Origin of the sequence: Nocardia sp. NPDC059240 (genome assembly GCF_042753865.1) — a bacterium.
GTDB lineage: Bacteria > Actinomycetota > Actinomycetes > Mycobacteriales > Mycobacteriaceae > Nocardia.
Map to the genome: position 1 here is coordinate 1 of NZ_JBHZAC010000024.1, position 21,388 is coordinate 21,388.

Consider the following 21,388-nt stretch of genomic DNA (forward strand, 5'->3'; position numbering starts at 1 on the left):
TTTTTTATTTATCCGTCCACCAGCTATATTCACCGTGTTGTTGTGGTGGCACGCGTATTTGGTTTTTACTCCCCCGCCCGGGGGGGGGGGCCCCCCCCCCAAAAACACCAACTTTCGGGGGGGCCGCGCCTAAAACCCCGCCCCACCCCTCCAGCCCGTATAGAGCAGCGCTCGACGACATGCAGAACTCCGATATGGAAGTCGATACCAAAATCTTCTGCGGCGCAGCTTATTCAGCGAGTTCCGGCATCTCGACGCCCTCGCAAATCATTCAGGCCCCTCCCCTGATGCGACATTCCGACACTCGATGAAACAGCGATGAATGCGATCGGGCAACGAGCAGAATCATGCGCCCCGACCAGGCCATGAGAAGGCGATCACATCCCGAACTATGCGCTAACGCAACAGGTTTCGAGTCGATATCAATATCGTCATTCGGATTCGTCCGAGCAATTAAATGAAAGGAACGCAATGATCCCCGTTATCATCGACACCGGCAGCGCGGCAGTCCACGGCCTATTCGACACGTTGGGTGCCGCAGTTCACGGTTTGACCGATACTCTGTGGACTGCCCTCTTCGGGCGATAACCCCAGGCAAATCCTCGTCAGCTCATCAGCCGCCCACGTCCTCGAACTGGGGTCGGCTGGTGAGCACCGGATTTCATCTGAGTCGGTCCTCGCTTCACAGCGCCCGGATGCCGGCCAGAACGGTACGGAGCAGTCCTATGTCGGCGATGTTGCCTGTCGAGGTAGGCGAGGAACGGACGATCAGTCGTCCATCGTCGATCAGGTCACCGATAAGCACCTTGGTCATGGTCATTGGCAACCGCAGATGTGCGGATATCTCCGCAACCGACAGCGGAGTCCGGCACAGCCAGACGATGGTGGTGTACTCGGGTTCGCTGTAACGCAAGGGAATTCCGCGCGCGCTGTCGACCACCAGAGTGGCTACATCCAGGTCCGGTCGGGCGACTCGCCCGCGGCCGCGGGTCACTGCGAAAAGTCGAACCAGCGGTCCCGAGTCCTCCTCATACCAATGCTCGATCGCGTCGTTCATGGCTGTGCGATATTGCCCGTACGGCCCCGCTGATCGACTGATAGGTGCGCACCGACACGCTGTACGGTCTGGTTCATCTTGTAGGCCACCAAGCCCAAATCGGCGGTATCGGAGGCCAGTAGCGCCAGGCAGGCGTTCGTGCCCGCCGTCGTGATGAACAGCACCGCATAGTCCAATTCGACGACAGTCTGGCAGACGCCACCGGCCTTGAAATGGTGTCCGGCACTGCGCGCCAGACTGTGCAGGGCCGAGGCCATCGCGCCGAATCGCTCGGCGTCCGAACGATCCTGTCCACCGGAATGGGCGAGCAACAGCCCATCGGTGGACAGCAGCACCGCGGTTTGTGCATCCTTCAGTTCATTGACCAACTCGTCGAGCAGCCAGCCAAGGTTTGTACGCTGGGAGGTCGTCATATCGCCTTCTCTCGATGGAATTATTCCCTTGTGTTCCAGTCAGATTCGCTGCGCGGGCGACGACCTTGCTGGGCAACGACGACACCGGTCCGAGCGGTTCGTCGCACTATGCCCGCCCCATTTCTCTCAGAAACCCGATCGTGTGCAGCCCGTACACCGCCAGCGGCCGATGACCCCAGGGCTGTTACCCCCCCGGATCGGCCGCCACAGCGGTCCAGACCTGCAACAATCCTGGGCGTGGCAATCTGGCGGAACAAAGACCTCGAGGACATCGTCGGTGGCTTGCTCGATGCCGGCGGGCTCACTGAAGCCGGAATCCTCAAACTCGTGCACGCGAAACCTGCCGAATCGGAGTTCGTGGACTACAAGAGCCGCGACGAGTTCAAAAAGAGCCGCAATCAGGGGACTGCGTGGATCCCGCAGCAAGAGCACGCCAAAGACGTGTGCGGGCTCGCGAACGGGCGCGGTGGACTTCTTGTCTACGGGGTCGAGGACATCGCGAAAATACCGCTACCAACAGCCCGGATGGTCCCGTTCGACCCCAGCGCCGACAGCCACAAGACCATGGAAACGCTCCACCAAGACATTCGCGACTACAGCGCGCCCACACCGGTATTCGACATATTCGCTATCGACAGCAACACCCAGACCGGCCACTTCTATCTGGTGGTGGTCGTCCCTGCGAGCCCGAACGCCCCCCACGCGGTCACCGTCCCCAGCGGGCAGGGCCGCAAAGTGTTGCGCTACAGCGTGCGAATTCCCGGTGCGGCCGGAATCCGGGACCTGTACGAGCATGAGGTCTTCGAACGCTACCAAGGTCGCCTGCGTACCCGGGCCGAACGGGCGGAACAGCTTGAGCAGGTGTGGGCGGGCGGGTGCACCGAGCTCCTGCGCGAAGGCTCACACGTGTGGGTGGCCGTCGCGGTCGTGCCCGACATGCCCGCCCAGAACCTGCTGACCGCGCACGCCCGCAAGGAAATCAAAGACTGGAACGATGCCAAACTCTTCCCATACCGAATAACGTATCCGGTCACCGCCATGGATTACCCGTTCCCCGCACCCGGGCGGATGGTGTTCACCAATTGCGATGGGACGAACAAGGACTCGCGTCCTGCGGCCAAGTCCACTTATCGGGAAATCCACGCCGACGGCACCGCATTCGCGGCAATCAAGTTCGCGCAGGATTCACCCCCACCGGTAGTACTGGATCCCGACGACCTCGTCGATGACCTGTGCGCGTGCATCATTCACACCCTGACCTGGGCGGGTGAACGCTCCGGTGGTCGCGGTGTAGCGACGGTGCGGGCGGCGCTGGTGACCCAGCGGGGCACCAATATGAAGTTGTCAGATGCCGGTGGTACCAACGTCCACGGGCTCCGTGTGCTGGACTACCCGGGGCCGGTCACAACCACCTCGGCAGACCTCGGTGAACTCGTGGACATGCAAGCGGTGTTGCGGGTCGCCTATGTGGCCGCTCTGATGATCGTGCAAGCGTTCGGGCAACCGGAGCCGGCGTGGCTCACCGAGGATGGTGAGATCAACGCGCGGATGGTCAAGCGCGAGACGGCGGAGCGTGTGAGGGCATGGGCTCAAATCAACAAGGTGCCCTTATGTGAGGGCTGAATCATTCCCCGTTCCAACATAATTGGGGCACAAGTCTGATCTAGGAGCCGCGGGGCTCTAGGTCGCCGCGTGTCGCGGGCAGATCATCTTGCGTGGCGTTTCGTAACCATCGACAATTGGGCTATGACTGAACGATGTTGCTGTCGCTCTCGGGGACCACCGAGATGGGCAAAAAACTTAATCCCACAACTGAATCCAATAATCGAATAACAACTGAATACGGAGACTCTCATGATTCTGCCGACGGTCGCTGCTGTGTTCGGCATCAGCGCTGGATGTGTCGGATTGATCGCGAACGGCCCTACGGCCTACCGCAATGTGTGCAAGGCGTGCCGCACGTTGCGAGACAAGCTCTCAAGGAGGTCTTCGAAGAACTAGGTGTTGTTGCCCGGAGGGGAGCGCCAGCACCATTGCCGGCCAGAACATCTCGAACCCCTCCGGGCATCACGCCCCACCAGCGCCCATCCCCCGCTGGCGAAACAGCGCTCAGAGGCGTTGCGCGGCGGGTCTATAGGGAGGGCGGCTCGACGAACGGCAATCCGATCACGGATAGCTTCGTCTGCAGGTTGATATCGCTGGTTCCCACCCGCACGCTGCGTGTCCGGGGATTGTGCTCCAGCGCAACGGTAATCGCCCACGCGGTCATCGCCACCGTTGCCAGCACCAGGCCCCCGTCGATGAACCCGCGCGCCGGTGCCGACGCGATCAGCGCGGGAATGACCGCCATGCCCGCAGTGCCCGCGGTCCGCATCACCGTGTGGTTGACCGTGATCAACCGCAGCCGCGCGGGCTGCGGATGCGCGGCCAGCTGGGCACCGAGGGTGATCGAGATGAACGGCGTCACGAAACCCGACAGGGCCGCAAACACCAGCACCAGCACCAGATGCCCGGCGGCGCCAGTCGCCACCATCAGCGCGCCGCTGAGAGCCCACGCCAGGCAGAACCTCTGCAGGAACGCCGAGGCAGGCGGTATCCGGCCGGCGGTGAGATTGCCCACGAGCCCGGCGATCCCGGTCACGGTGAGCACCGAACCATACGCTGAGGGACCCGCCCCGATCTGATGGGCCAGCAGCAGCGGCAGCCCGATCGCCGGTAAGGCGGTGAAGAACAATCCCGCAGCCTGCACAATGAACGCCGCACTGAGGGCCGGGTGCTCGCGCAGCAACAGCCGCGCCGAAGCAGCACGTCCCGGCGGTGTCGACTCAGCGACGGACGTAGCTGCCGAGGAGGTTGCTCTTACGCTGGCGAGATACAGCAGCGCCAGCACCGACACCGCGAATGTTGCTGTGTCAGCGACGAACAGCGCCGACACCGGCACAGCGAACAATGCGACACCGGCCAGCGCCGGACCCGCGATCCGCGCGATACGACCGTTGAGGTCCATCGCGGCCACCAGCGCGGTTCGTTCGTCGGCGTCGACCAGATCCGGCACCAGCGCGGCCAGCGACGGATCGAAGATCGCGGCCAGCGCACCCAGGGTCGCCGCGACCGCCAGCATCGCCGGTGTGCCGCCGAGATTCCACAACACCGGCATGGCGACCACCAAGACAGCACGCACGCCGTCGACCGTGGCGAGGGTGCGGAAGGTGGCGCAGCGATGCAAAAGTCGCGCACCGAAGGCACCGATCAGGATGAACGGCACCGACTCGGCGATAGCAACCGCGCCCATAGCGACCGGACCGGACCGCTGCAGCGCCAGCCACATGATCGCCAGCGCATAGAACCGGTCACCGAGAATAGAAAGCAGCTGCGCCGACCAAATCGCCAGGATCCGGCGGCGGCGTAGCAGCATCAGCAACGACACAGCGCGCGACGATAGCCGATCAGTCCAGCGCGTTCCGCGTGGCCTTACTTTAAGGCGTGTTCGTGGAGGTGGCGGGAACTGCTGGCTTCACCGCGGAGAAGGGCAATGCGAACGACATCGACACTGTGTTGCTGCTCCACTCCAGGCTGCCGGAATGGCAGCCAGCGGTCGGCTGACCACGTACGGGCCTAGCGACCGCGCGGACGCGATGGACAGCAGGCGAGCACTGACTCACACAAGATCTACGCCAGGCGTTGAGTAGGTGGATTCCTACCGGTCGAACTGCCCGGCCGCTACGCCCTTTGCGAACGCGTCCCATTCGTCAGCGCGGTAGTCCAGCGTGACGCCGTCCTGACCGGCTATTGTCGCGCCACCGTCGGGGTGCACCGTGATGGTCAACTCTCCATCGATTTCGCCGGAGGTCATGCTCATCGCTAAGTCGAGGACGGCGGACCAGGCGTCTGCGGGGACTGTGAGGATCGGTTCGAGGTCGGCCGGCCCTGTGTACTTGCTGTCGCGAATGAGCACCTCGTCGCGCCGATGTGAAATCTCGACGCATGCCTGGTTCGATCCGCTGTAGGTGGATTTGTAGAAGCGCTCACTCACGGCGATTACCCTATCTGGCTTGCGATCCGGTCGATCAGCCGCAGCGAATCATCTTTGCTGAGGGCGATGGCCTGCACCTGATCGTAGAGATATTGCAGCGCGTCGACGCGCCTTGTGTCCTCGGAGATTTCCCCGTAGATGGCGGTCTCCAACCATGCGATGACAGGCAGACGTGGCGACTCGAAGGACAGCAGATTGAAGGTGGAGGCGTTGAGTGAAGCCAACGCCGTACCGGCAGCAAACGGGATGACTTGAATGCCAAGGGTTTCCGGATGCTTATCCGCAAGAATCAGCAACTGCCGCAACTGGTCTCGGTGAACGTCCGGGCCACCAACCTCGTACATGAGCGCTGCTTGTCCCATCACAATCGACAGGTGTAGCCCGTCTGGGCCGTCAAGGTGCTGCTGCCGTTGCAATCGTGCGCGGACCCGCTGCTCGACCTCGGTGGGCCTGCCGTTCGCTACGGCCGATTTCATCAACGCACGGATGTAGTCCTCGGTCTGGACCAGACCCGGGATGACGCAGTTCTCGAAGCTCCGGATGGCTTGCGCACCCGCCTCCAAGCCAAAGAAGCGCATTAGTTCGTCGTTGAACAGGACGCCGTATTCGGAGAACGGGGTGCGCTCTTTGGCCACCTCGCGAAGCGCCCGCAACTCGGCCTGCTCGTCGCTGCCGAATTCGAGGAGCGTCATCAGCCGCGCCAGCCTGTCCTCGGCGAGGACGCCGCGGCCCTTGACAAGGGTCGACCAGTACTGGGGGCTGACGTCGACCGCGCGGGCGATCGTGTGCGCCTTCTCCCCGCGTTCATCAGCACGCTCGCGAATTCTGAGCATCAGTTCCCAGCGGGCAACGGTCGGGGATGCCTGCGTCATTGGGCCTCGATCCTTCCTATGGATGAGTCGTCTACACGGTACCGCACGAACACGGAACGGTAGCCGTGTGCGTATTGATAGGTTTAGTCAACTGTCGTATTCTGCTGTGACCGACATCATATTTCCCATTCGGCATCACGACCGGCGGCTGGTGCGCCCGGCCGCCAAACGAGCAAGTGCTTCTCGGCTTCTGAAGGGAGCGGCGAGAAATGACCATTCAGGTGAGCGAATCACTCATCACGAGCGATCAGACGGAACACCGCGCCCGTTCGGTTGGGCTGGGCGGATGGGTGGTGTCGTGGCTGCCCGGCCGCACCATCACTACAGAACAGGCGGTGGCGGCCATGCAGTTGGCCGAGGCTGTCGGCGTATTGACGGCCTGGGCTGCGATCCTGGGACTCCCGCCGTGCGAAGCAGTCGGCAAGGCGATGCTCGAATTCCGTCCGGTCGATACCCGGAGGCTGCCGGTGCCCAAGTCCCGGGCGCAGGTCGGGGGCATGTGATGACCGGCGCTGGAAGTGAGCGACGACCGTGCGTGTACGCGCTGCTTCGCCGGGACAAGTCCGACCAACCTGAGTCCGTCGAAACCGAGCGCATCGGCGATCTTGCTGAGCGCCTCGGATTCGAGCTGCGCGGAATCCTGGTCGCCGACTCCGATGCCAACTTTGCTGCGTTGTTCGCCAGCTTCGAGCTGTCGGGAATCACCGCGCTGCTGGTGCCTTCGGTCCTGCACATGACGGGCTGGATGGATGTCGTTCGACGTCATGTCGATGTCTGGACCCTGGACCCGCCAGGGCGGTGGCAACGGCACTCCACCCCGGGAGTCACGACCGCGTTTCTCCCCGGCCTGGGCGGCGACCGATGACACCGCGCACGATGGTGCATCTGCACCTGGAGTTCGGCCAGTTGATCGCGGATTTTCAGGGCGGCCAGGAGCAGGTCGCGGAGGTTGCCGCCGAGTTGTCGACCACCGGCCTGGCGGTGACGGTGACCGTTGATGACCGAGTCGCGCAGGACATGCCGCATTTGCCCTGCTCCTGGCTGTGGGACCAGCCCGACCGGAGGCGCACCGGTTCCGGACCGCTCAGCGAGATAGACCGCGCTTCGATGTCGCAGACCGTGCGGACCGGCCCTGATCAGGGCCGGTCCGTTCGTCGTTCAGAGGTAGCTCCATGAAGAGGAGGATTGTGATGTTTACGCTCGTAATGTTCCTGACCGGGTTGGGTGTGGGCGGGTGTTCTGTGTTCGCGCTGGTGTCCTACACGGCGCTGGCCCCCGCATCGACGGCACTGCCGGAGGATGCGGTGCCGGTGCAGCGCATCCTGGCCCGGCTCGAACGCGAGGGCGTCACCACCGCGGGCTCACCGGTAGCGGTGGCCGCCGGGCGGCGGCACGTCGCAGGTAGGCCGCGCCCCGCGCTGACCCAGCCACCGGCCGCATCGTCCTGGGCGAACGGACGGTCTTCCCATGTCTGATCTGCTTGTTTCCAGGCAAGGGCGTGTGTTGGCGGACCGGATGGTCGAGCAGCGCTGTCAGCTGTATCAGTCGTATTTCGAGCTGGAGGCGTTCCGCGATCCCGCGCGTGGCGATATCCGGGTCGCGACGGGACCGACCACGGCGGGGCTTATCGTTCCGCGTGAGCTGGCGGTGAAGGCTGCGACCTTGCTGGAGCCGGGGAGCGTGCCGGTGTACTGCGTGGGACGCGCGGTGTGGGTGTTCGTGACTGGGGGCGTGCCCGATGGCTTCTCCCCACGCCGGTTGTCGATCTCCTTGTTCTGGTGCGGTGTCGTGCCGGTGCTGTCGCCGTCGGTGCTGGTGTTGCCGACGCCTGGCGTTCGCCGACGGTGCTGGATGTCGGTCCCATACGGCCCTACTCGGCCACCGATCCGCGAAGTCGCAGCCGCCATCATCCGCGCGACCACCGTGTAGCCCTTCCCCGCGTCTCGCCAACGGAGCCCGCGATGTCCGCTCCCACGCCCAGGTTTTCACACATGTTCGTGCCCGCCGACGGTCCGATGGCCGAGTTCCTGTGTCACGTCGAGCTATTCGGTCTGACCGCCGTGCGGGCTGAGTTCTTGCACGCCCTCCACGACGACCACCCACGCGACGACTGCCTGGTCGTGACGGCAACCGAGCTCTACTTGCCTTGACCACCGAGCCAATCCACCCGAACCGATGAACACCCCGCTCGAAAGATCGGTTACCGCATGTTGCCTCACCGTAAGCCCTCGACCCCGACACTGCCGATCGCTGTCGGCTACATCAATCGTCACCGGATCCCCGACGGTCTCACGCTGGAAGCGTTGAACTGGCCGCTTCGGTCCTTTGCATCCGAGCTCGGATACGCCTGGGGTGGAACATATCTCGCTCAGTCGGCCGACGAGGAGACTGTCGCCGCGTTGACCCGTCGCGTCGGGGCCGACTCGGGGGTCGCGCTCGTGGTGGTGCCCGACGCAAGCCACTTCCCGGCCGATCAGTGCGTGGTACTGGCCGGGGAGCGGTGCGTCCAGGTGGTCATTGTCTGCCAAGGAGCGGCGGCCGATCAATGACGGAACATCCCGAGGATCATGCCGTCCCAGGGAGCCTCGTCGGCGCGGAAAGCTCTCTATGCCTCCAGTTTTCGCGCGGGCGACAGGTGATTATCGGCGGTGGCGGTATCCACGCCGATGCCGTTTCGTTGCTCCGCGAGAATCCTTGCTGGACAGTATGAATCGGTCCGCCTAGGTGTCGGTCGGCGGTCGCGGGCCTGTGGATTTCCGACGGGCGCATCCCCGCGATGGCGGGCCCTGTGGCTACGACATTGCCGCTTGTGGATGGCGTTCGCTCACCGGCCCCGCGTCGCCGAGTCCGGCGGACCAGGCGACGCGGGGCAGCGCGCGCGCTGCGCGGGTTATGCGTTAGGCGGCCCATCTTTCGGACCGAATTCCCGAGGTTTCCTGTGCGGCAGCCTTTTTCAGGATGATCACATCCTCGTGGGCGATGAGGTGGACCGGTAGTCCGGCTGCACGTTTTTTGGTGATGCAGTCGCGTTGGAAGAAGCTGGAGTGAGCGATGATGTCGCCGTCAGCGAGGCGTCCGAGCAGCGCGACGCAGCGTTCGACGGGCACGAGTCCGGCCTGGTCTGCGCAGGTGAGGATGAGCGAGGGTAGGTCGACGAGTTCGGTGTGTTGCCGCCAGGGGCGGGCGGTGATGACGATGTGGCCGCCGGGGCGCAGGTAGGCGGCGCTGGCGGCGAGGATGCGGGTGAATCCACTCAGCAGCCGGCCGAGTCCGATGTTGGCGAGGTTGCCGCGGTCCAGGGTCGAGCCGTAGCGGTGGTCGGTTTTGTGGACGCCTCCACCGGGTACGACGGTGACTTGACCGTGGGTGGAGTCGCCGTAGGGCGGCGAGGTGACGATCAGATCGACGGCACCGAGATACGCCTGGGGCAGCACTCGGGTGAGGGTGCGGGCGTCGCCGGTGAACACGGTCGCTTCCTGGTCGTATCCGGCCGCGCGGGCGAGGGTGATGTTGGTGTGGGCGATGTCGGCCCACCGGGTTTCGTATTCGTTGCCGAGCGCGCGGCGGCCGAGGTGGAGCGCTTCGACGAGGGTGGTGCCGATACCGCACATGGGGTCGAGGACCAGATCGCCGGGGCGGGTGTAGTGGGCGATGGCATGCGCGGCGATCGAGGGCAGCATTTTCGCGGGGTGGGCGGTGCTGTCGCGGTGGTAGCGGCCTGCGCGTTGCGCGGCGGCCGACTGTTGGCCTGTCGCCCAGACCGACACCGGAATCGGCTCGCAGTCCTGGCCCTGGTCGTGGGTGGGATCGGGGTTGGGGTTCATCGGATACCTCTGTTCCGTGGTGGTTGGGGGGCCGGGCGCAGGGTCACGCGGCGCGGTGCTCGATGGCGGCGTCGTGTGGCTGCGTCTGTGGGAGCGTGAACACGGCCACGTCGACATGCGCTGTGGCGTGGCGGGCGGCTGGCGTGGGTTCGCCTTCGTGGCTTGCGCTGGTGGCGATGGTGTCGCCGGTGACCGGGGCGGCGACGATATGGGAGAGGTAGAGCAGGTCGGAGGCTTGGGCGGCGGCCACGACGGGCCCGGTCGGGTCGAGCAGTCGCCCGGTGTGGTCGTGGCTGTGGCAGGTGAGCACCGCCAGGATTCCGCCCGGGTTCAGTTGCCCGGCGGCGTCGAGGGTGAGCCGGGCCAGCAGCTGGGGGTCACACGGGTCCGGGAGCGGCGGCAGCAGGGACGCGATGATCAGGTCGGCGGGGGTCGGGGTGTCGGCGAGGCTGGTGATGCGGCCCGCGGGCATGGCCGAGGCGGACAGATGACGTCGCAGGTGCGCGGTCATCGACCGCAGGGTCTCGGGGGCTGTCTCGGACTGTTGCGGGGAGAGCGCGGCCAGGGTGAACACGCCGTGCGGGGGTATGAATTCACGGACCGCGCGCGACAGCACCGGGATCGGCCCGTACCCGGTGGCGTCGTGGGGGCGGGTCCCGTCGGCCCACAGGGTCGACGGGACGGGTGCGCAGCCGGTCGTGGTGGGGCGGCGGCGTGGTGAACGGGCGGGGCGGGACGCGGTCATGAGAGCGCTCCTTCGATTCGGGCAGAGAATTCGCTTACATCACCGGCATTTGCGTAGCCGCCCCACTTTTCGACCCGCCCTGGCAAATAAAACGCATTCTCCCCATTCCTGGACCGGAGTTCCGATCAACCCGAACCCGTGATCACGATCGCCAGCCCGGGGTGACTCAAGAAATTGTTTCTTCGAGCCTTCCGGCTGCATGAATTCGGATATCCCGCATTTCCGAGTGACCTGTCACCCAGCTGTCACCAGCCACACACAACCCCAGCTCGAGCCGCTCTTAGTCCGGCCGAGTTGTTCGCTTGGCCTGCTCTGCTGCTCGGGTGGTGCGCACTTTCCGGAGGTTGTTTGGTGACAGCGTGGAGGTTGTTTCGTGGATTTCTGGTGACTGCTGAGTGACAAGCGCCATGTGTCCTGGCCTGGTCTGAATTTACCTTTCCAGATCCCAGGCAGGAGTTGATGGTCATGAATTCACGCGATGCTTTTGGTTCGCGGCGGCACGAGGTGCGCTCGCAGCCATTCGGCAGTGCTGTTTCGCCGTTGATCCCGGTGCGGAATGCGTTTCGTCGGATCGCCCATGAGCCGGTGCCGCTGCCCACCGAGGTCGCCGCGCGGCTGGGTGAGAGGCCGAGCTGGGGCCGGCTGCGGCAGGTGCTGCTGGGTCCCGCACTGGGCTTCGAGGTGCAGGACGAGGTGTGGGTGTGGCTGGTGCGGCGCGCACGCCGTCATGGCCCGAACGCGATGCTGGCGTGCGCGGGGATGGCGTTGCCGATGTTGGGCGCGATGGCGCTGCGGTTCAGCGAGTCCCACGGCCGCGATCGCCGCGAGGCCGAGGCCGCGATCCTGACGGGGTTCCTGGCCAAGCTGGGCACGGTCGATCTGGTGCGTCCGGGGGTATGGCCGCGGTTGCGGTGGGCGGCCTACACCGCCGCGCGGGCCTGGGCGAGTGCTGAGGACCGGGCTCCGATTCCGGTGGGTGCCGCGCCCTCTCCGACCGAGGAGACGGGCCAGGTCAGGGGCACGCGGCAGGTGGTGCGCGCCCGCGACGGGCATCCGGAACTGCTGCTGTGCCAGGCGGTCGCCGAGGGCGTTCTCACCCAGCACACCGCCGACCTGATCGCGACCACCCGATTGCAGCCACGCACCTCACTGACCGCCCTCGCCGCCCAACTCGGCCAGCCCTACCCCCGCCTGCACAAACGTCGCGCCCGCGCCGAACGCGCCCTGGCCGCCTGGCTGGCGCAGCGGATCGGCGAGCACGCCCAATCCTTCGCCAGCGCCGTGGAATGCGACGCGCTCGACGCCGCGACTCGCACCCAGTGCCGTGTGGAAGCGACGTCACGGGCGGGGTTGAGGGCGGTGTCGAAGCCGGGCCGCCGGTCGGCATCTTCCGCGGGCATGAGGGCCACCCAGGCTCTCCCGTTCCCGGCTTCCACGGAGGTGAACCGACGATGCGCATGAACCCCGCTCCTGTCCCCGCACCGGACCGCCCTCGTACCCAGCGACGCGGTCGACGACTGGCCCGCACGCTCGTGTGCAGTACCGCCCTCGGGTGCATGCTGGCCTGCACGTCGGCCACCGCGAGCGCGCACCCGATCGTGGTGCTCGCGGTCGCCGACAACTTCGACCAGGTCCTGACCAATATCCGTAACTGGCTCATCGGCTTACTCGCCGCGATCGCCACGGTGTGTCTGACCATCGGCGGTACCCGCTACCTGATCTCGTCCGGGGATCCCGGCGAGGTCGAACGCGCCAAGACCGCCCTGAAGGCCGCCTGCCTCGGGTACGTGCTCGCGATGCTGGCCCCGGTCGTGGTCGCGGTCCTCAAATCGATCGTGGGCGGCTGACATGACGGCCCACCCGCCCAGCAGCCCGCCACCGAGACTCGCACTCCTGTGCCGGGCGCTGCTCGTGCTCGCCGCGGTCGTGGCGCTCGCGGTGTGTGGTGCGGGGATCGGCGCCGCGCAACCTGGCGGCGATCCGACCTCGCCGCCACCGACGTTGGTGACCCCCACTCCGACTCCGACCGCGCCGACGTCGGTGCCGCCGGGAGCGCCGCGAACGTCGGGGGTGCCCGCCCCGGCTCGGCCTGGTGAGGTGCCCGGCACGTCGGAGCAGGGCGGTGGCGGGGATCAGACCGAGTGCGGTGTGACCCACATTCCGACCTGTGTGGCGGATGCGATCGACGGGTTCTTCCACCGGGTGGTGGACTCTGCGCTCAACCCGCTGTTGGAGTTGTTCTCCCGCACCCTGCTGACCACGCCGGAGCCGTCTGATCTGCCCGCGATCGGGCAGCTGTGGGACTCGTCGTGGCAGCTGATGGTGGGGATGTACGCGCTGGTCGTGCTCGCGGCCGGGATCGTGCTCATGGTCCACGAAACTCTGCAAACCCGGTGGGGATGGCGCGAACTGCTGCCTCGTTTGGTGGCCGGGTTCGTGGGCGGGGCGATGAGCCTGATCCTGGCGACCAAGGCCATCCAGTTCGCCAACGCCCTGGCGGGCGCGCTGGCCGGAGACGGGGTGGACCCGACCTCCGCGTCGGCGGCGTTCAAGTCGATGATGCATGTGGGTGCCAGCACCGGAACCCCGCTGTTTCTCACCTTGATGTACTGCGCGTTGATGGTGGTGCTGGAAGTCCTCGGCATCACCTACGTGGTGCGCGTGGCGATCACCATCGTGCTGATCGTCGCCGCCCCGCTGGCGATGATGTGCTACGCCCTGCCCGGCACCGAATCCATCGCCCGCTGGTGGTTGCGCTCGTTCGGTGCGTGCCTGGCAATCCAGATCGCGCAGTCGCTGGTGCTGATCGTCGGTTTGCGGGTGTTCCTGACGCCGAACGCGTTCTGGCTGCTCGGCCCCAACAAGACCGGCCTGGTCACCGTGACTGTCGCCTTGGCGATGGGCATCCTGCTGATCAAGATCCCGTTCTGGCTGCTCTCAGCACTCAAACTCGGCCACGGCCGCGGCATGGCGACCTCGATGGTGCGCGGGTTCGTCATGTACAAGACCCTCGGGCTGCTCAAAGGCACCGGCAAAACCGCCCCTCGACGCAGCCCCAGCCCGCCCACCAACCCACCGGCAGCCGGTGGCGCAGCCGCCAATCCGTACGCCAACGTGGCTGCCACCCGCAGCGGGCAGTTGATTCTGCCGCTACCCGGGATCAAGCGCGTGCGACCCGCACCGGCACCTGCCGCGCGCATCCCGCATGCCGCGTCGATCCCCCTCGCGCCACCTCAAGGTCAGCAGCTGATGTTGCCGCTGCCTCAATTCCACGGCGGTGTCGCGCTGGGACCCACACCGCAGCTGGGCAGCGGCGGGCAATACCAACTGCCGATCCCCGTCACGCGAGTCCCCAAACCCACACCCCCCGCACCGACGCCACCACCGCCGGTCCCGAAACCGACTCCCGGACAACGAGGTTCGCGTCCCAAGCAGCTGGCCTTCGACTACACCGCTACCGACCCCGACCCGTATGCCGGGCTGCGGCCCGGACGCGGCGGGCAATACGCGCTGCCGTTGAACGTGCGCCGGGTTCCGGCCCAGCCCCGCCCCGCGACCCCGCCGTCGGTGGAGAAACCGGCCTCGATATCGGTGGGCCGCCAGCTGCACCTGCCCATGCCCGATCTGCCTGTGCGCCGCCGTCACCGCCGCCACCCCGGAGGAACCCGATGAACACCTCACCCCGCACCCCACGCCGCAACGTGCACGCGCTGCGCCAGCTCGTCGCCCACTCCATCCTCGCCTGGCTGAGCGGCCGCAACACCCACGCCGGCAGCCTCGGCTACGCCGAGCCTGCAGCAGCCCCAGCCTGGACGCCGACCTCGCCAGCCCGCGTCCCCCGCGACCAGTCGGCCGCGCCCGAGACCGACGAACACCGCAGTCGATCGTTCACCCTCGCCGACGCCATCGACGTGCAGGAGCGGCTGACCGCCCGCGACCACGAGCTCATCGGCCTGCTGGCCCGCCATCGTGTCCTGACCACACAGCACATCGCGAACCTGTTGTTCGCCGATGACAGGGAGGCGAGCAAGCGGCTGCGCGTCCTGACCGAGCTCGGGATCCTCGAACGGTTCCACCACGGCCGCAGCCCCGGTCACGGCCGCGGCCAGCTGCCCTGGCATTACACCCTCGGCCCGCTAGGCGCGATGATCACCGCGGCCAGCACCGAGACGGCCATCCCCACCGCATCCGACACCCGAGCGCGGGCACAGCGGCTCGCGCACTCCGGCGGCCTCGATCATCTGTTGGGGGTCAACGACTTCTTCGCCCGCCTGGCACGCACCGCACGCACGAGCTCCGGTTGCGCGTTGTCGGCATGGCGCGACAGCCGAGCCGCCGCCCTGATGTGCGGCAACCACGCCCGCCCCGACGGCTACGGCCAGTGGCGCGAGCGCGGCCGCGGGACGGAGTTCTTCCTCGAATACGACGACGCCACCAACGCGCTCGCGGTGACCCTCAGCAAGCTGCGCGGTTACCGATACCTCGCCCATATCGGCCGGGGCCTACCGGTGCTGTTCGTGTTCACCGATCCGGCCCGCCGCCATGCCTTCGGCCAGGGCCTGGCGAACCGCCCCGAACTCGCGGCGGGGCTGCTCGTCGCGACCGCCGCCACCGGCGACATCCACGAACACGGCCCGGCCGCGCCGATCTGGCGCACCGGCACAGACACGACACCACAGCCGCTCATCGCGCTGGCCCCCGCGCCTACGGCGAACCCCGCCGCTCCCATCGAATCCACCAGCCGTTCCCCGCGCCCCACGTCCGAGGAGTTGTGATGACACACGCCCGTATTCCCGCCGATGTCGAGCGCGCCGATCGGTTGATCGGCCCGTTCACCGCCCGCCAGTTGGCGATCCTGGCCGCCACCGGCCTGAGCTTGTATCTGGCCTGGACCCTGACGCGCACTGTGGTGTCGCCGCCGGTCTTCGTGGCGTGCGCGGTCCCGCTCGGCGCGCTGGTCACCGCGCTCGTGCTCACCACCCGCGACGGTCTGTCCGGCGACCAGCTACTGGCCGCCGCAATCCGCCACCGGTTGCGTCCGCACCGGCTCGTCCACGCCCCGCACGGGCTCACACCCGCGCCGCGCTGGGTCACCGCTCGCGCCGCCCGTCGCCCGAAACCAGCGCTCGCGCAACCACTCTCGACAACCAGCCTCCGGCTACCCGAACAGGTCGCGGCTGCCGGAGAGGTCGGGGTCCTCGACCTCGGTGCCGACGGCTTGGCGGTGGTCGCGCTCGCAGGCACCGTCAACCTCGCGCTGCGCACCCCGCTCGAGCAGGAAAGCTTGGTCGCTCAGCTCGGTGGCTGGTTGCATACGCTGCGTCAGCCGGTGCAGATCCTGTTGCGCTCCACCCGTCTGGACCTGACCGGCCGCATCGCCGACCTGCGCGCCAAGGCGGCGGAGATGTCGGAGGATCTGGCGCAGGCCGCGCTCGGGCACGCCGGCCATCTCGCCGAGCTCGCCGCGAACGAGGACCTGCTGCACCGCCAAGTACTGCTGATCTGGCGCGAACCCCTCGACGCGGCCACCGCCGCCACCGGCACCCTGGCCGGACCGTCGGCGCGCGCCATCGCGAGCGGACTGCTACCGAGTCGCCGCCGGGCCCGCCGTGCCGCGACCGCTGCTGCCCGCCGTGCCGCCGAGGCCCGGCTGTTGCGGCGGCTGTCGGAAGCGAGCGAGCTGCTGGCCCCGATGGGGATCACGATCACCGCGCTCGACGACGCCCAGGCCACCGCGATCTTGACCAGCGCCACCAATCCCGGTGCCCTGGTCCCGTACACGGCCGACATCGCCACCCCCAGCGCCGTCATCACCACCGCCCACACCGACTACACCGGAGCCGACGACACCGACGCCGACCATGCCGAGGACAGCGACGAGCTCACCGAGGCACCCGCCGGGCGGGGCCGTATCCGGTCGCGGCGTGGCCGGGGCGGGCCGGGGTCGATGTTCGCGCCGCAGTCGCTGACGATCGGTGTCCGCCACCTCGAGGTCGGGTCGGATTGGGTGGCGACGCTGGCGGTCACCGGCTATCCGCGCGAAGTCGCGCCGGGCTGGCTGGCCCCGCTGCTCGCCCATCCCGGACGCGTCGATCTCGCCGTCCACATCGATCCGGTCGACCCGGTCACCGCCGCCGCCCGGCTGCGACGCCAGCTCGCCCGCTTGGAATCCTCGCGGCTCGCCGACGCCAGCCACGGGCGCCTGCCCAACCCCCAGATCGACGTCGCCGTCGAAGACGCCACCGACCTCTCCGCCCGCATAGCGCGCGGCGAAGGCCGCCTGTTCCGGGTCGGGGTGTATTTGAGCGTGCACGCCGACAGCGAAGCCGAACTCGCCGAGGAAGTCGCCGCCGTGCGCACCCTGGCCGCGAGCCTGCTCATCGACACCTGCCCTCTCACCTATCGGGCCGTGCCCGCCTGGACCACCACCCTGCCCCTCGGGCTGGATCTGGTGCGGTTGGAGCGCACCTTCGATACCGCCGCGCTGGCGGCGGCGTTCCCGTTCACCTCCCCGCAGCTACCCACCACCGACCCGGTCACCGCCCACCAACCCGACGGGGTGCTCTACGGCCGCGACGCCGCCGGGGGCCTGCTGTTCTTCGACCGCTTCGCGCAAGAAGCCCACAACCACAACGCGGTCGTGCTCGGCCGGTCCGGTTCCGGCAAGTCCTACCTGGTCAAGTCCGAGGTACTGCGCTCGCTGTATCGCGGCACCGAAACCATCGTCATCGACCCCGAAGACGAATACCGGGCCCTGGCCGACGCCGTCGCCGGAACCTACCTCGCCCTGGGCGCGCCCGGAGTGCGCCTCAACCCCTTCGACCTGGAAATCCACACCCGCCCCGATGGCCGTCGCTCCGCCCCGCCGGACACACTCACACGCCGGAAGCTGTTTCTACACACCGTGATCCGGGTGCTGCTCGGTGAACAGTCCCCGGCGCAGCGGGCGGTGCTCGACACCGCGCTGACCGCCACCTACGCCGCCAACGACATCACCGACGACCCCACCACCTGGACTCGCCCGGCCCCCAGCCTGAGCACCCTGGTCCAACAGCTAACCGCGTGCGGCAGCTCGGTCGGTGCCGAGTTGGCGGCGGCGCTGGGACCGTTCGTGACCGGCGGTGCGTTCGCCGGGCTCATTGACGGGGAGACAACCACGAAGCCCGAGGGCGGGCTGGTGGTGTTCTCGCTGCGGGAGCTGCCCGACGAGCTGAAAACCCTCGGCACCCTCCTCGCGCTGGATGTGACCTGGCGGCGCGTCGCCAACCCCGGCCTGCGGCGACCCCGATTGGTGGTGGTCGACGAAGCGTGGCTGCTGATGCGCCAAACCGCGGGCGCGGAGTTCTTGTTCAAGGCCGCCAAGAGTTTCCGCAAACACTGGGCAGGCTTGACGGTCGCGACCCAGGACTGCGCCGACGTGTTGTCCACCGAGCTGGGCCGCGCGATCGTCGCCAACGCCGCCACCCAGATCCTGCTGCGCCAAGCCCCGCAAGCCATCGACGAAGTCTCCACCGCCTTCGCACTCTCCGACGGCGAACGCGGGTTCCTGCTCACCGCCGCACGCGGCCAGGGACTCCTCGCCCTGGGCGCGCACCGCGCCGTGTTCGGTTCCCTCGCCTCGGATTTCGAGGACGCCCTCATCACGACAAGCCCCCAGCAGCTGGCCGCGGCGGCGGCCGACCCGGACCTCGACGGCATCGACCTACCTGCGGCCGATGACCCGGTTGCGTTGGTACACAACGGCATCGACGACATCGGCGACGAAGGCGAGGGCGGCGACGTGCTGCTCGACGAACCGGAGGCGGCGTAATGCCCACACCGACACCGGTTCCCGTTCCCGACCGGAGTCCGGAGCACGGCTGGCTGGGCCGACTGCTGAGCAATCCGGGGCACGCCCTGCGGCGGGCCGGTGAGCTGGCCGGATGGCCGCTCACCGGCGGACACCTCGTCGGCGTCGGCATCGTCGTGGCCGGCGTACTCGCCGCGGTCGCCGTGCTGCGGCGAGCACGGCAAACCCGGCTGGCGGCCGGGGCCCGGCAGGTCACGATCCTGTGCCCGCCCTCGGTCGATCCCGGCGCGGCTGCGGCGTTGTGGGCGCACCTCTACGGGCTGCTCCGCCCGCCATGGCGGCGATTCTGGTGTGGGCAACCGCATCTGGGCTTCGAATACCGCGTCACCGCCGCCGACGGCGTCACCCTCGCGGTATGGGTGCCCGCCACCATCCCGCCCGGCCTGATCGAACGCGCCGTGCGCTCGGCGTGGCCGGGAGCCCGCACCCGCGAACTCGACCCCGCCGACCCACCCCTGCCCGCCCCCGGCACCGGCGAGCGCCTGGTCCTGGCCGGGGGTGAGCTGCGGCTCGGACGTGCCGAAGGGTTCCCGATCCGCAGCGAGCACGGCACCGGCGAGATCGCCCGCGACCTGCTCACCGCCGCCGCCGACCTCGAACCCGGCCAAGCGGTGTGCGTGCAGATCCTGGCGCGCCCGGTCACCGGTCACCGCGTACGGCACGCGGTGACCGGCCGACGCGGCGGCACGGCCGCCACCCTCGGCCGGACCCTGCGGGGCCTCGCGAGGGAGGTGCTCGACCTCGTCGAACCCGGCCTGCACCGGTCACCGCAGGTCCGCGCGGTCTCCGCCGACCGGTACCTCCAGATGGAGGAGGGCACCCGCACCCGGGCGGCGGTCACCAAGGCTCGGGGCGGGCACTACGAAACGCTGATCCGTTACTCTGCCACGGTCGCCGTCCCCGTCGCCGCCGACGCGGACCGCTCGACGGTGACGGCGGCTCGAGCCCTGGCACGCGGGCGAGCACACGCGCTGGCCACGGTGTTCGGGGCATGTGCCGACCACAACTTCTATCGCCGCCACCGCAGTCTGCGCCTGGCCGCGGCCCTGCAAGGGCGCTGGCTCGGGCGCGGGGATCTGCTCTCGATTCCCGAACTCGCCGCGATCGCGCACCTGCCGACCGATCCGTCGGTGCCGGGGCTGGCGAGAGCCGGGGCACGCGCGCTCGCCCCGGCCACCGAGATCCCGGTCGGTGGCGCGCACACCAAACCGCTCGGCACAGCCGATGCCGGGACCGGGCAGCGGCCGGTCGCGCTGCGCGTCGCCGATGCGCGACACCACCTGCACGTGTTCGGCGCGACCGGTGTCGGAAAGTCGACCCTGCTGGGCAATCTGATCCTCGACGACGTCGAGGCCGGGCGCGGCGTGATGGTGGTCGATCCCAAGGGCGACCTGGTCACCGACGTCCTGGACCGCCTGCCGCGCAGGGTCGTCGGCAAGGTGGTGCTCTTCGATGCCGACTCTCGTCAGCGTCCGCCGTGTGTGAATCCGCTCGACACCACTCCCGAGGGCATGGATCTGGCGATCGACAACCTAGCCACCATCCTTTCGCGCATCTATTCGCGCTGGTGGGGGCCCCGCACCGATGACGTGCTGCGGGTGAGCCTGCGGACGCTGTGTGCGCAGTCGGGCACCGCGACGCTGGTGGATCTGGTGCGGATGCTGACCGGGGAAGCCAACATCGAACGCCTCACTCGCGAGATCAACGATCCGGTCGTGCGCGGGTTCTGGGCCGCCCACACCGACCTCTCGCCCGCCGCCGCCGCGCAGGTCGTCGCCCCACTGCTCAACAAGTTGCGCACGTTTCTGTTGCGTCCGTTCGTACGCGACGCGATCGCGGCCGGGCCCTCCACCGTCGATCTGCGCGAGGTCCTCGACGGCGGCGGGATCTGCCTAGCGCGGCTACCGAAGGGCTCCCTCGGGGAGGACACCACAAAGCTGATGGGGTCGCTGCTGGTCGCGCGGACCTGGCAGACCGTCACCGCCCGCGCCGCCGTCCCCGCCAGCGAGCGGCCCGATGCCAGTCTCGTGCTCGACGAGGCCCAGAACTTCCTCAACTTGTCCACACCGGTGGAAGACATGGCCGCCGAGGCTCGCGGCCTGTGCCTGTCGCTGGTGCTGGCGCACCAGAACCTCGGCCAGCTCCCCCGCGAGCTGCGCGAGGGCATCTCCGCAAACGCCCGCAACAAAATCATCTTCTCCGCCTCCCCCGAAGACGCCCGCGACCTCGCGCGGCACACCGCGCCCTGGCTGAGCGAGCACGACCTGACCCACCTCGACGTCCACCACGCCGCCGCCCGCCTGCTCGTGCGCGGGCAACAAACCCCGCCGTTCACCCTCACCACCCGCCCGCTCCCCGACCCCATCCCCGGCCGCGCCGCCGAGATCCGCGCGGCGATCCGCGCCGCCGGGCACACACCCCGCCGGGCCACCGTGCCCGATCCCACCGCAACCGCAACGGGCACCACGGCACCGCCCGATACGGCGGCACACGAGTCCGACGCCGCCTCCGGCATCGACCCGCGCCTGTCCTGACCATCCACGTTCACCTCGCACTGGCGCATCCCGTTGGGGAAAACGCTTGTGCCGCAGTCGT

The 21,388-nt window shown here is 67.8% G+C and carries 21 protein-coding genes; 14 read left to right on the top strand and 7 right to left on the bottom strand.

What is annotated here, in order from left to right; genetic code table 11:
- Nucleotides 1-682: 682 nt before the first annotated feature.
- Nucleotides 683-1,057, bottom strand: coding sequence for a DUF742 domain-containing protein (locus ACFXHA_RS45355; RefSeq protein ID WP_379367659.1), 375 nt, complete (start codon nucleotides 1,055-1,057; stop codon nucleotides 683-685).
- Complete coding sequence (locus tag ACFXHA_RS45360) at nucleotides 1,054-1,470, bottom strand: roadblock/LC7 domain-containing protein (protein WP_379367661.1); 417 nt, start codon at nucleotides 1,468-1,470, stop codon at nucleotides 1,054-1,056. The genes ACFXHA_RS45355 and ACFXHA_RS45360 overlap by 4 nt, the downstream gene beginning before the upstream one ends.
- Nucleotides 1,471-1,752: 282 nt before the next feature.
- Here ACFXHA_RS45360 and ACFXHA_RS45365 point away from each other — a divergent pair, with 282 nt between their 5' ends.
- Nucleotides 1,753-3,093, top strand: a complete 1,341-nt coding sequence (locus ACFXHA_RS45365; protein ID WP_379367663.1) for a helix-turn-helix domain-containing protein — start codon at nucleotides 1,753-1,755, stop codon at nucleotides 3,091-3,093.
- 508 nt (nucleotides 3,094-3,601) lie between these two features.
- On the opposite strand, the gene ACFXHA_RS45370 is transcribed toward ACFXHA_RS45365, so the two are convergent.
- From ACFXHA_RS45370 to ACFXHA_RS45380, 3 genes are all read right to left on the bottom strand, one after another.
- Nucleotides 3,602-4,897, bottom strand: a complete 1,296-nt coding sequence (locus tag ACFXHA_RS45370) for an MFS transporter (RefSeq protein WP_379367665.1) — start codon at nucleotides 4,895-4,897, stop codon at nucleotides 3,602-3,604.
- Nucleotides 4,898-5,167: 270 nt separating this feature from the next.
- Nucleotides 5,168-5,503 (bottom strand): DUF397 domain-containing protein, encoded by a 336-nt coding sequence (locus ACFXHA_RS45375; protein WP_379367667.1) that lies wholly within the window; start codon nucleotides 5,501-5,503, stop codon nucleotides 5,168-5,170.
- Between the two features lie 5 nt (nucleotides 5,504-5,508).
- The gene (locus ACFXHA_RS45380) at nucleotides 5,509-6,375 is read right to left on the bottom strand and encodes a helix-turn-helix domain-containing protein (RefSeq protein ID WP_379367669.1); all 867 of its coding nucleotides are present in this window, start codon (nucleotides 6,373-6,375) and stop codon (nucleotides 5,509-5,511) included.
- Between the two features lie 209 nt (nucleotides 6,376-6,584).
- Here ACFXHA_RS45380 and ACFXHA_RS45385 point away from each other — a divergent pair, with 209 nt between their 5' ends.
- Genes ACFXHA_RS45385 through ACFXHA_RS45415 form a run of 7 tightly spaced genes read left to right on the top strand, consistent with a single transcriptional unit; the run spans nucleotide 6,585 to nucleotide 8,924 of the window.
- Nucleotides 6,585-6,878 carry a hypothetical protein gene (locus ACFXHA_RS45385; RefSeq protein WP_379367670.1) on the top strand — a complete coding sequence of 98 codons (294 nt, stop codon included), beginning with the start codon at nucleotides 6,585-6,587 and terminating at the stop codon, nucleotides 6,876-6,878.
- 32 nt (nucleotides 6,879-6,910) lie between these two features.
- Nucleotides 6,911-7,240, top strand: a complete 330-nt coding sequence (locus ACFXHA_RS45390; RefSeq protein ID WP_379367672.1) for a hypothetical protein — start codon at nucleotides 6,911-6,913, stop codon at nucleotides 7,238-7,240.
- Between the two features lie 11 nt (nucleotides 7,241-7,251).
- On the top strand, nucleotides 7,252-7,551 hold the full coding sequence (locus ACFXHA_RS45395) for a hypothetical protein (protein ID WP_379367674.1): 300 nt from the start codon (nucleotides 7,252-7,254) through the stop codon (nucleotides 7,549-7,551).
- Nucleotides 7,552-7,565: 14 nt separating this feature from the next.
- Complete coding sequence (locus ACFXHA_RS45400) at nucleotides 7,566-7,850, top strand: hypothetical protein (RefSeq protein ID WP_379367676.1); 285 nt, start codon at nucleotides 7,566-7,568, stop codon at nucleotides 7,848-7,850.
- 40 nt (nucleotides 7,851-7,890) lie between these two features.
- Entirely contained in the window at nucleotides 7,891-8,304 is a 414-nt protein-coding gene (locus tag ACFXHA_RS45405) for a hypothetical protein (protein WP_379367677.1), read from the top strand.
- A gap of 32 nt (nucleotides 8,305-8,336) precedes the next feature.
- Nucleotides 8,337-8,525: a hypothetical protein gene (locus ACFXHA_RS45410; protein WP_379367679.1), complete on the top strand. Its 189-nt coding sequence runs from the start codon at nucleotides 8,337-8,339 to the stop codon at nucleotides 8,523-8,525.
- A 57-nt stretch (nucleotides 8,526-8,582) separates the two neighbouring features.
- Complete coding sequence (locus tag ACFXHA_RS45415) at nucleotides 8,583-8,924, top strand: hypothetical protein (RefSeq protein ID WP_379367681.1); 342 nt, start codon at nucleotides 8,583-8,585, stop codon at nucleotides 8,922-8,924.
- Between the two features lie 348 nt (nucleotides 8,925-9,272).
- On the opposite strand, the gene ACFXHA_RS45420 is transcribed toward ACFXHA_RS45415, so the two are convergent.
- On the bottom strand, nucleotides 9,273-10,199 hold the full coding sequence (locus ACFXHA_RS45420) for a TRM11 family SAM-dependent methyltransferase (RefSeq protein WP_379367683.1): 927 nt from the start codon (nucleotides 10,197-10,199) through the stop codon (nucleotides 9,273-9,275).
- Between the two features lie 43 nt (nucleotides 10,200-10,242).
- Nucleotides 10,243-10,944: a hypothetical protein gene (locus tag ACFXHA_RS45425; protein WP_379367685.1), complete on the bottom strand. Its 702-nt coding sequence runs from the start codon at nucleotides 10,942-10,944 to the stop codon at nucleotides 10,243-10,245.
- Nucleotides 10,945-11,409: 465 nt separating this feature from the next.
- Between ACFXHA_RS45425 and ACFXHA_RS45430 the strand changes: the two genes are divergently transcribed.
- From ACFXHA_RS45430 to ACFXHA_RS45455, 6 genes are read left to right on the top strand one after another with little or no spacing between them, the layout of a single operon-like run.
- Nucleotides 11,410-12,405, top strand: coding sequence for a hypothetical protein (locus ACFXHA_RS45430; protein WP_379367687.1), 996 nt, complete (start codon nucleotides 11,410-11,412; stop codon nucleotides 12,403-12,405).
- Entirely contained in the window at nucleotides 12,396-12,791 is a 396-nt protein-coding gene (locus ACFXHA_RS45435) for a pilin (RefSeq protein ID WP_379367689.1), read from the top strand. Before ACFXHA_RS45430 ends, ACFXHA_RS45435 begins: the two co-directional genes overlap by 10 nt.
- A 1-nt stretch (nucleotide 12,792) precedes the next feature.
- Entirely contained in the window at nucleotides 12,793-14,616 is a 1,824-nt protein-coding gene (locus ACFXHA_RS45440; protein WP_379367691.1) for a hypothetical protein, read from the top strand.
- Nucleotides 14,613-15,719, top strand: coding sequence for a replication-relaxation family protein (locus tag ACFXHA_RS45445; protein WP_379367693.1), 1,107 nt, complete (start codon nucleotides 14,613-14,615; stop codon nucleotides 15,717-15,719). Before ACFXHA_RS45440 ends, ACFXHA_RS45445 begins: the two co-directional genes overlap by 4 nt.
- Complete coding sequence (locus ACFXHA_RS45450) at nucleotides 15,719-18,754, top strand: PrgI family mobile element protein (RefSeq protein WP_379367695.1); 3,036 nt, start codon at nucleotides 15,719-15,721, stop codon at nucleotides 18,752-18,754. The genes ACFXHA_RS45445 and ACFXHA_RS45450 overlap by 1 nt, the downstream gene beginning before the upstream one ends.
- A complete protein-coding gene (locus ACFXHA_RS45455; RefSeq protein WP_379367697.1) occupies nucleotides 18,754-21,327 on the top strand; it encodes a type IV secretory system conjugative DNA transfer family protein in 2,574 nt (857 codons plus the stop codon). The genes ACFXHA_RS45450 and ACFXHA_RS45455 overlap by 1 nt, the downstream gene beginning before the upstream one ends.
- The last annotated feature ends 61 nt before the right edge of the window (nucleotides 21,328-21,388 follow it).

Excerpts from the sequence above, each read along its gene's own strand:
- ACFXHA_RS45455 (WP_379367697.1), top strand. The coding sequence starts at position 18,754 with ATGCCCACACCGACACCGGTTCCCGTTCCCGACCGGAGTCCGGAGCAC.
- ACFXHA_RS45385 (WP_379367670.1), top strand. The coding sequence starts at position 6,585 with ATGACCATTCAGGTGAGCGAATCACTCATCACGAGCGATCAGACGGAA.
- ACFXHA_RS45415 (WP_379367681.1), top strand. The coding sequence starts at position 8,583 with ATGTTGCCTCACCGTAAGCCCTCGACCCCGACACTGCCGATCGCTGTC.
- ACFXHA_RS45355 (WP_379367659.1), bottom strand. The coding sequence starts at position 1,057 with ATGAACGACGCGATCGAGCATTGGTATGAGGAGGACTCGGGACCGCTG.
- ACFXHA_RS45400 (WP_379367676.1), top strand. The coding sequence starts at position 7,566 with ATGTTTACGCTCGTAATGTTCCTGACCGGGTTGGGTGTGGGCGGGTGT.
- ACFXHA_RS45380 (WP_379367669.1), bottom strand. The coding sequence starts at position 6,375 with ATGACGCAGGCATCCCCGACCGTTGCCCGCTGGGAACTGATGCTCAGA.
- ACFXHA_RS45430 (WP_379367687.1), top strand. The coding sequence starts at position 11,410 with ATGAATTCACGCGATGCTTTTGGTTCGCGGCGGCACGAGGTGCGCTCG.
- ACFXHA_RS45420 (WP_379367683.1), bottom strand. The coding sequence starts at position 10,199 with ATGAACCCCAACCCCGATCCCACCCACGACCAGGGCCAGGACTGCGAG.
- ACFXHA_RS45360 (WP_379367661.1), bottom strand. The coding sequence starts at position 1,470 with ATGACGACCTCCCAGCGTACAAACCTTGGCTGGCTGCTCGACGAGTTG.
- ACFXHA_RS45405 (WP_379367677.1), top strand. The coding sequence starts at position 7,891 with ATGGTCGAGCAGCGCTGTCAGCTGTATCAGTCGTATTTCGAGCTGGAG.
- ACFXHA_RS45425 (WP_379367685.1), bottom strand. The coding sequence starts at position 10,944 with ATGACCGCGTCCCGCCCCGCCCGTTCACCACGCCGCCGCCCCACCACG.
- ACFXHA_RS45445 (WP_379367693.1), top strand. The coding sequence starts at position 14,613 with ATGAACACCTCACCCCGCACCCCACGCCGCAACGTGCACGCGCTGCGC.
- ACFXHA_RS45410 (WP_379367679.1), top strand. The coding sequence starts at position 8,337 with ATGTCCGCTCCCACGCCCAGGTTTTCACACATGTTCGTGCCCGCCGAC.
- ACFXHA_RS45435 (WP_379367689.1), top strand. The coding sequence starts at position 12,396 with ATGCGCATGAACCCCGCTCCTGTCCCCGCACCGGACCGCCCTCGTACC.
- ACFXHA_RS45450 (WP_379367695.1), top strand. The coding sequence starts at position 15,719 with ATGACACACGCCCGTATTCCCGCCGATGTCGAGCGCGCCGATCGGTTG.
- ACFXHA_RS45395 (WP_379367674.1), top strand. The coding sequence starts at position 7,252 with ATGGTGCATCTGCACCTGGAGTTCGGCCAGTTGATCGCGGATTTTCAG.
- ACFXHA_RS45440 (WP_379367691.1), top strand. The coding sequence starts at position 12,793 with ATGACGGCCCACCCGCCCAGCAGCCCGCCACCGAGACTCGCACTCCTG.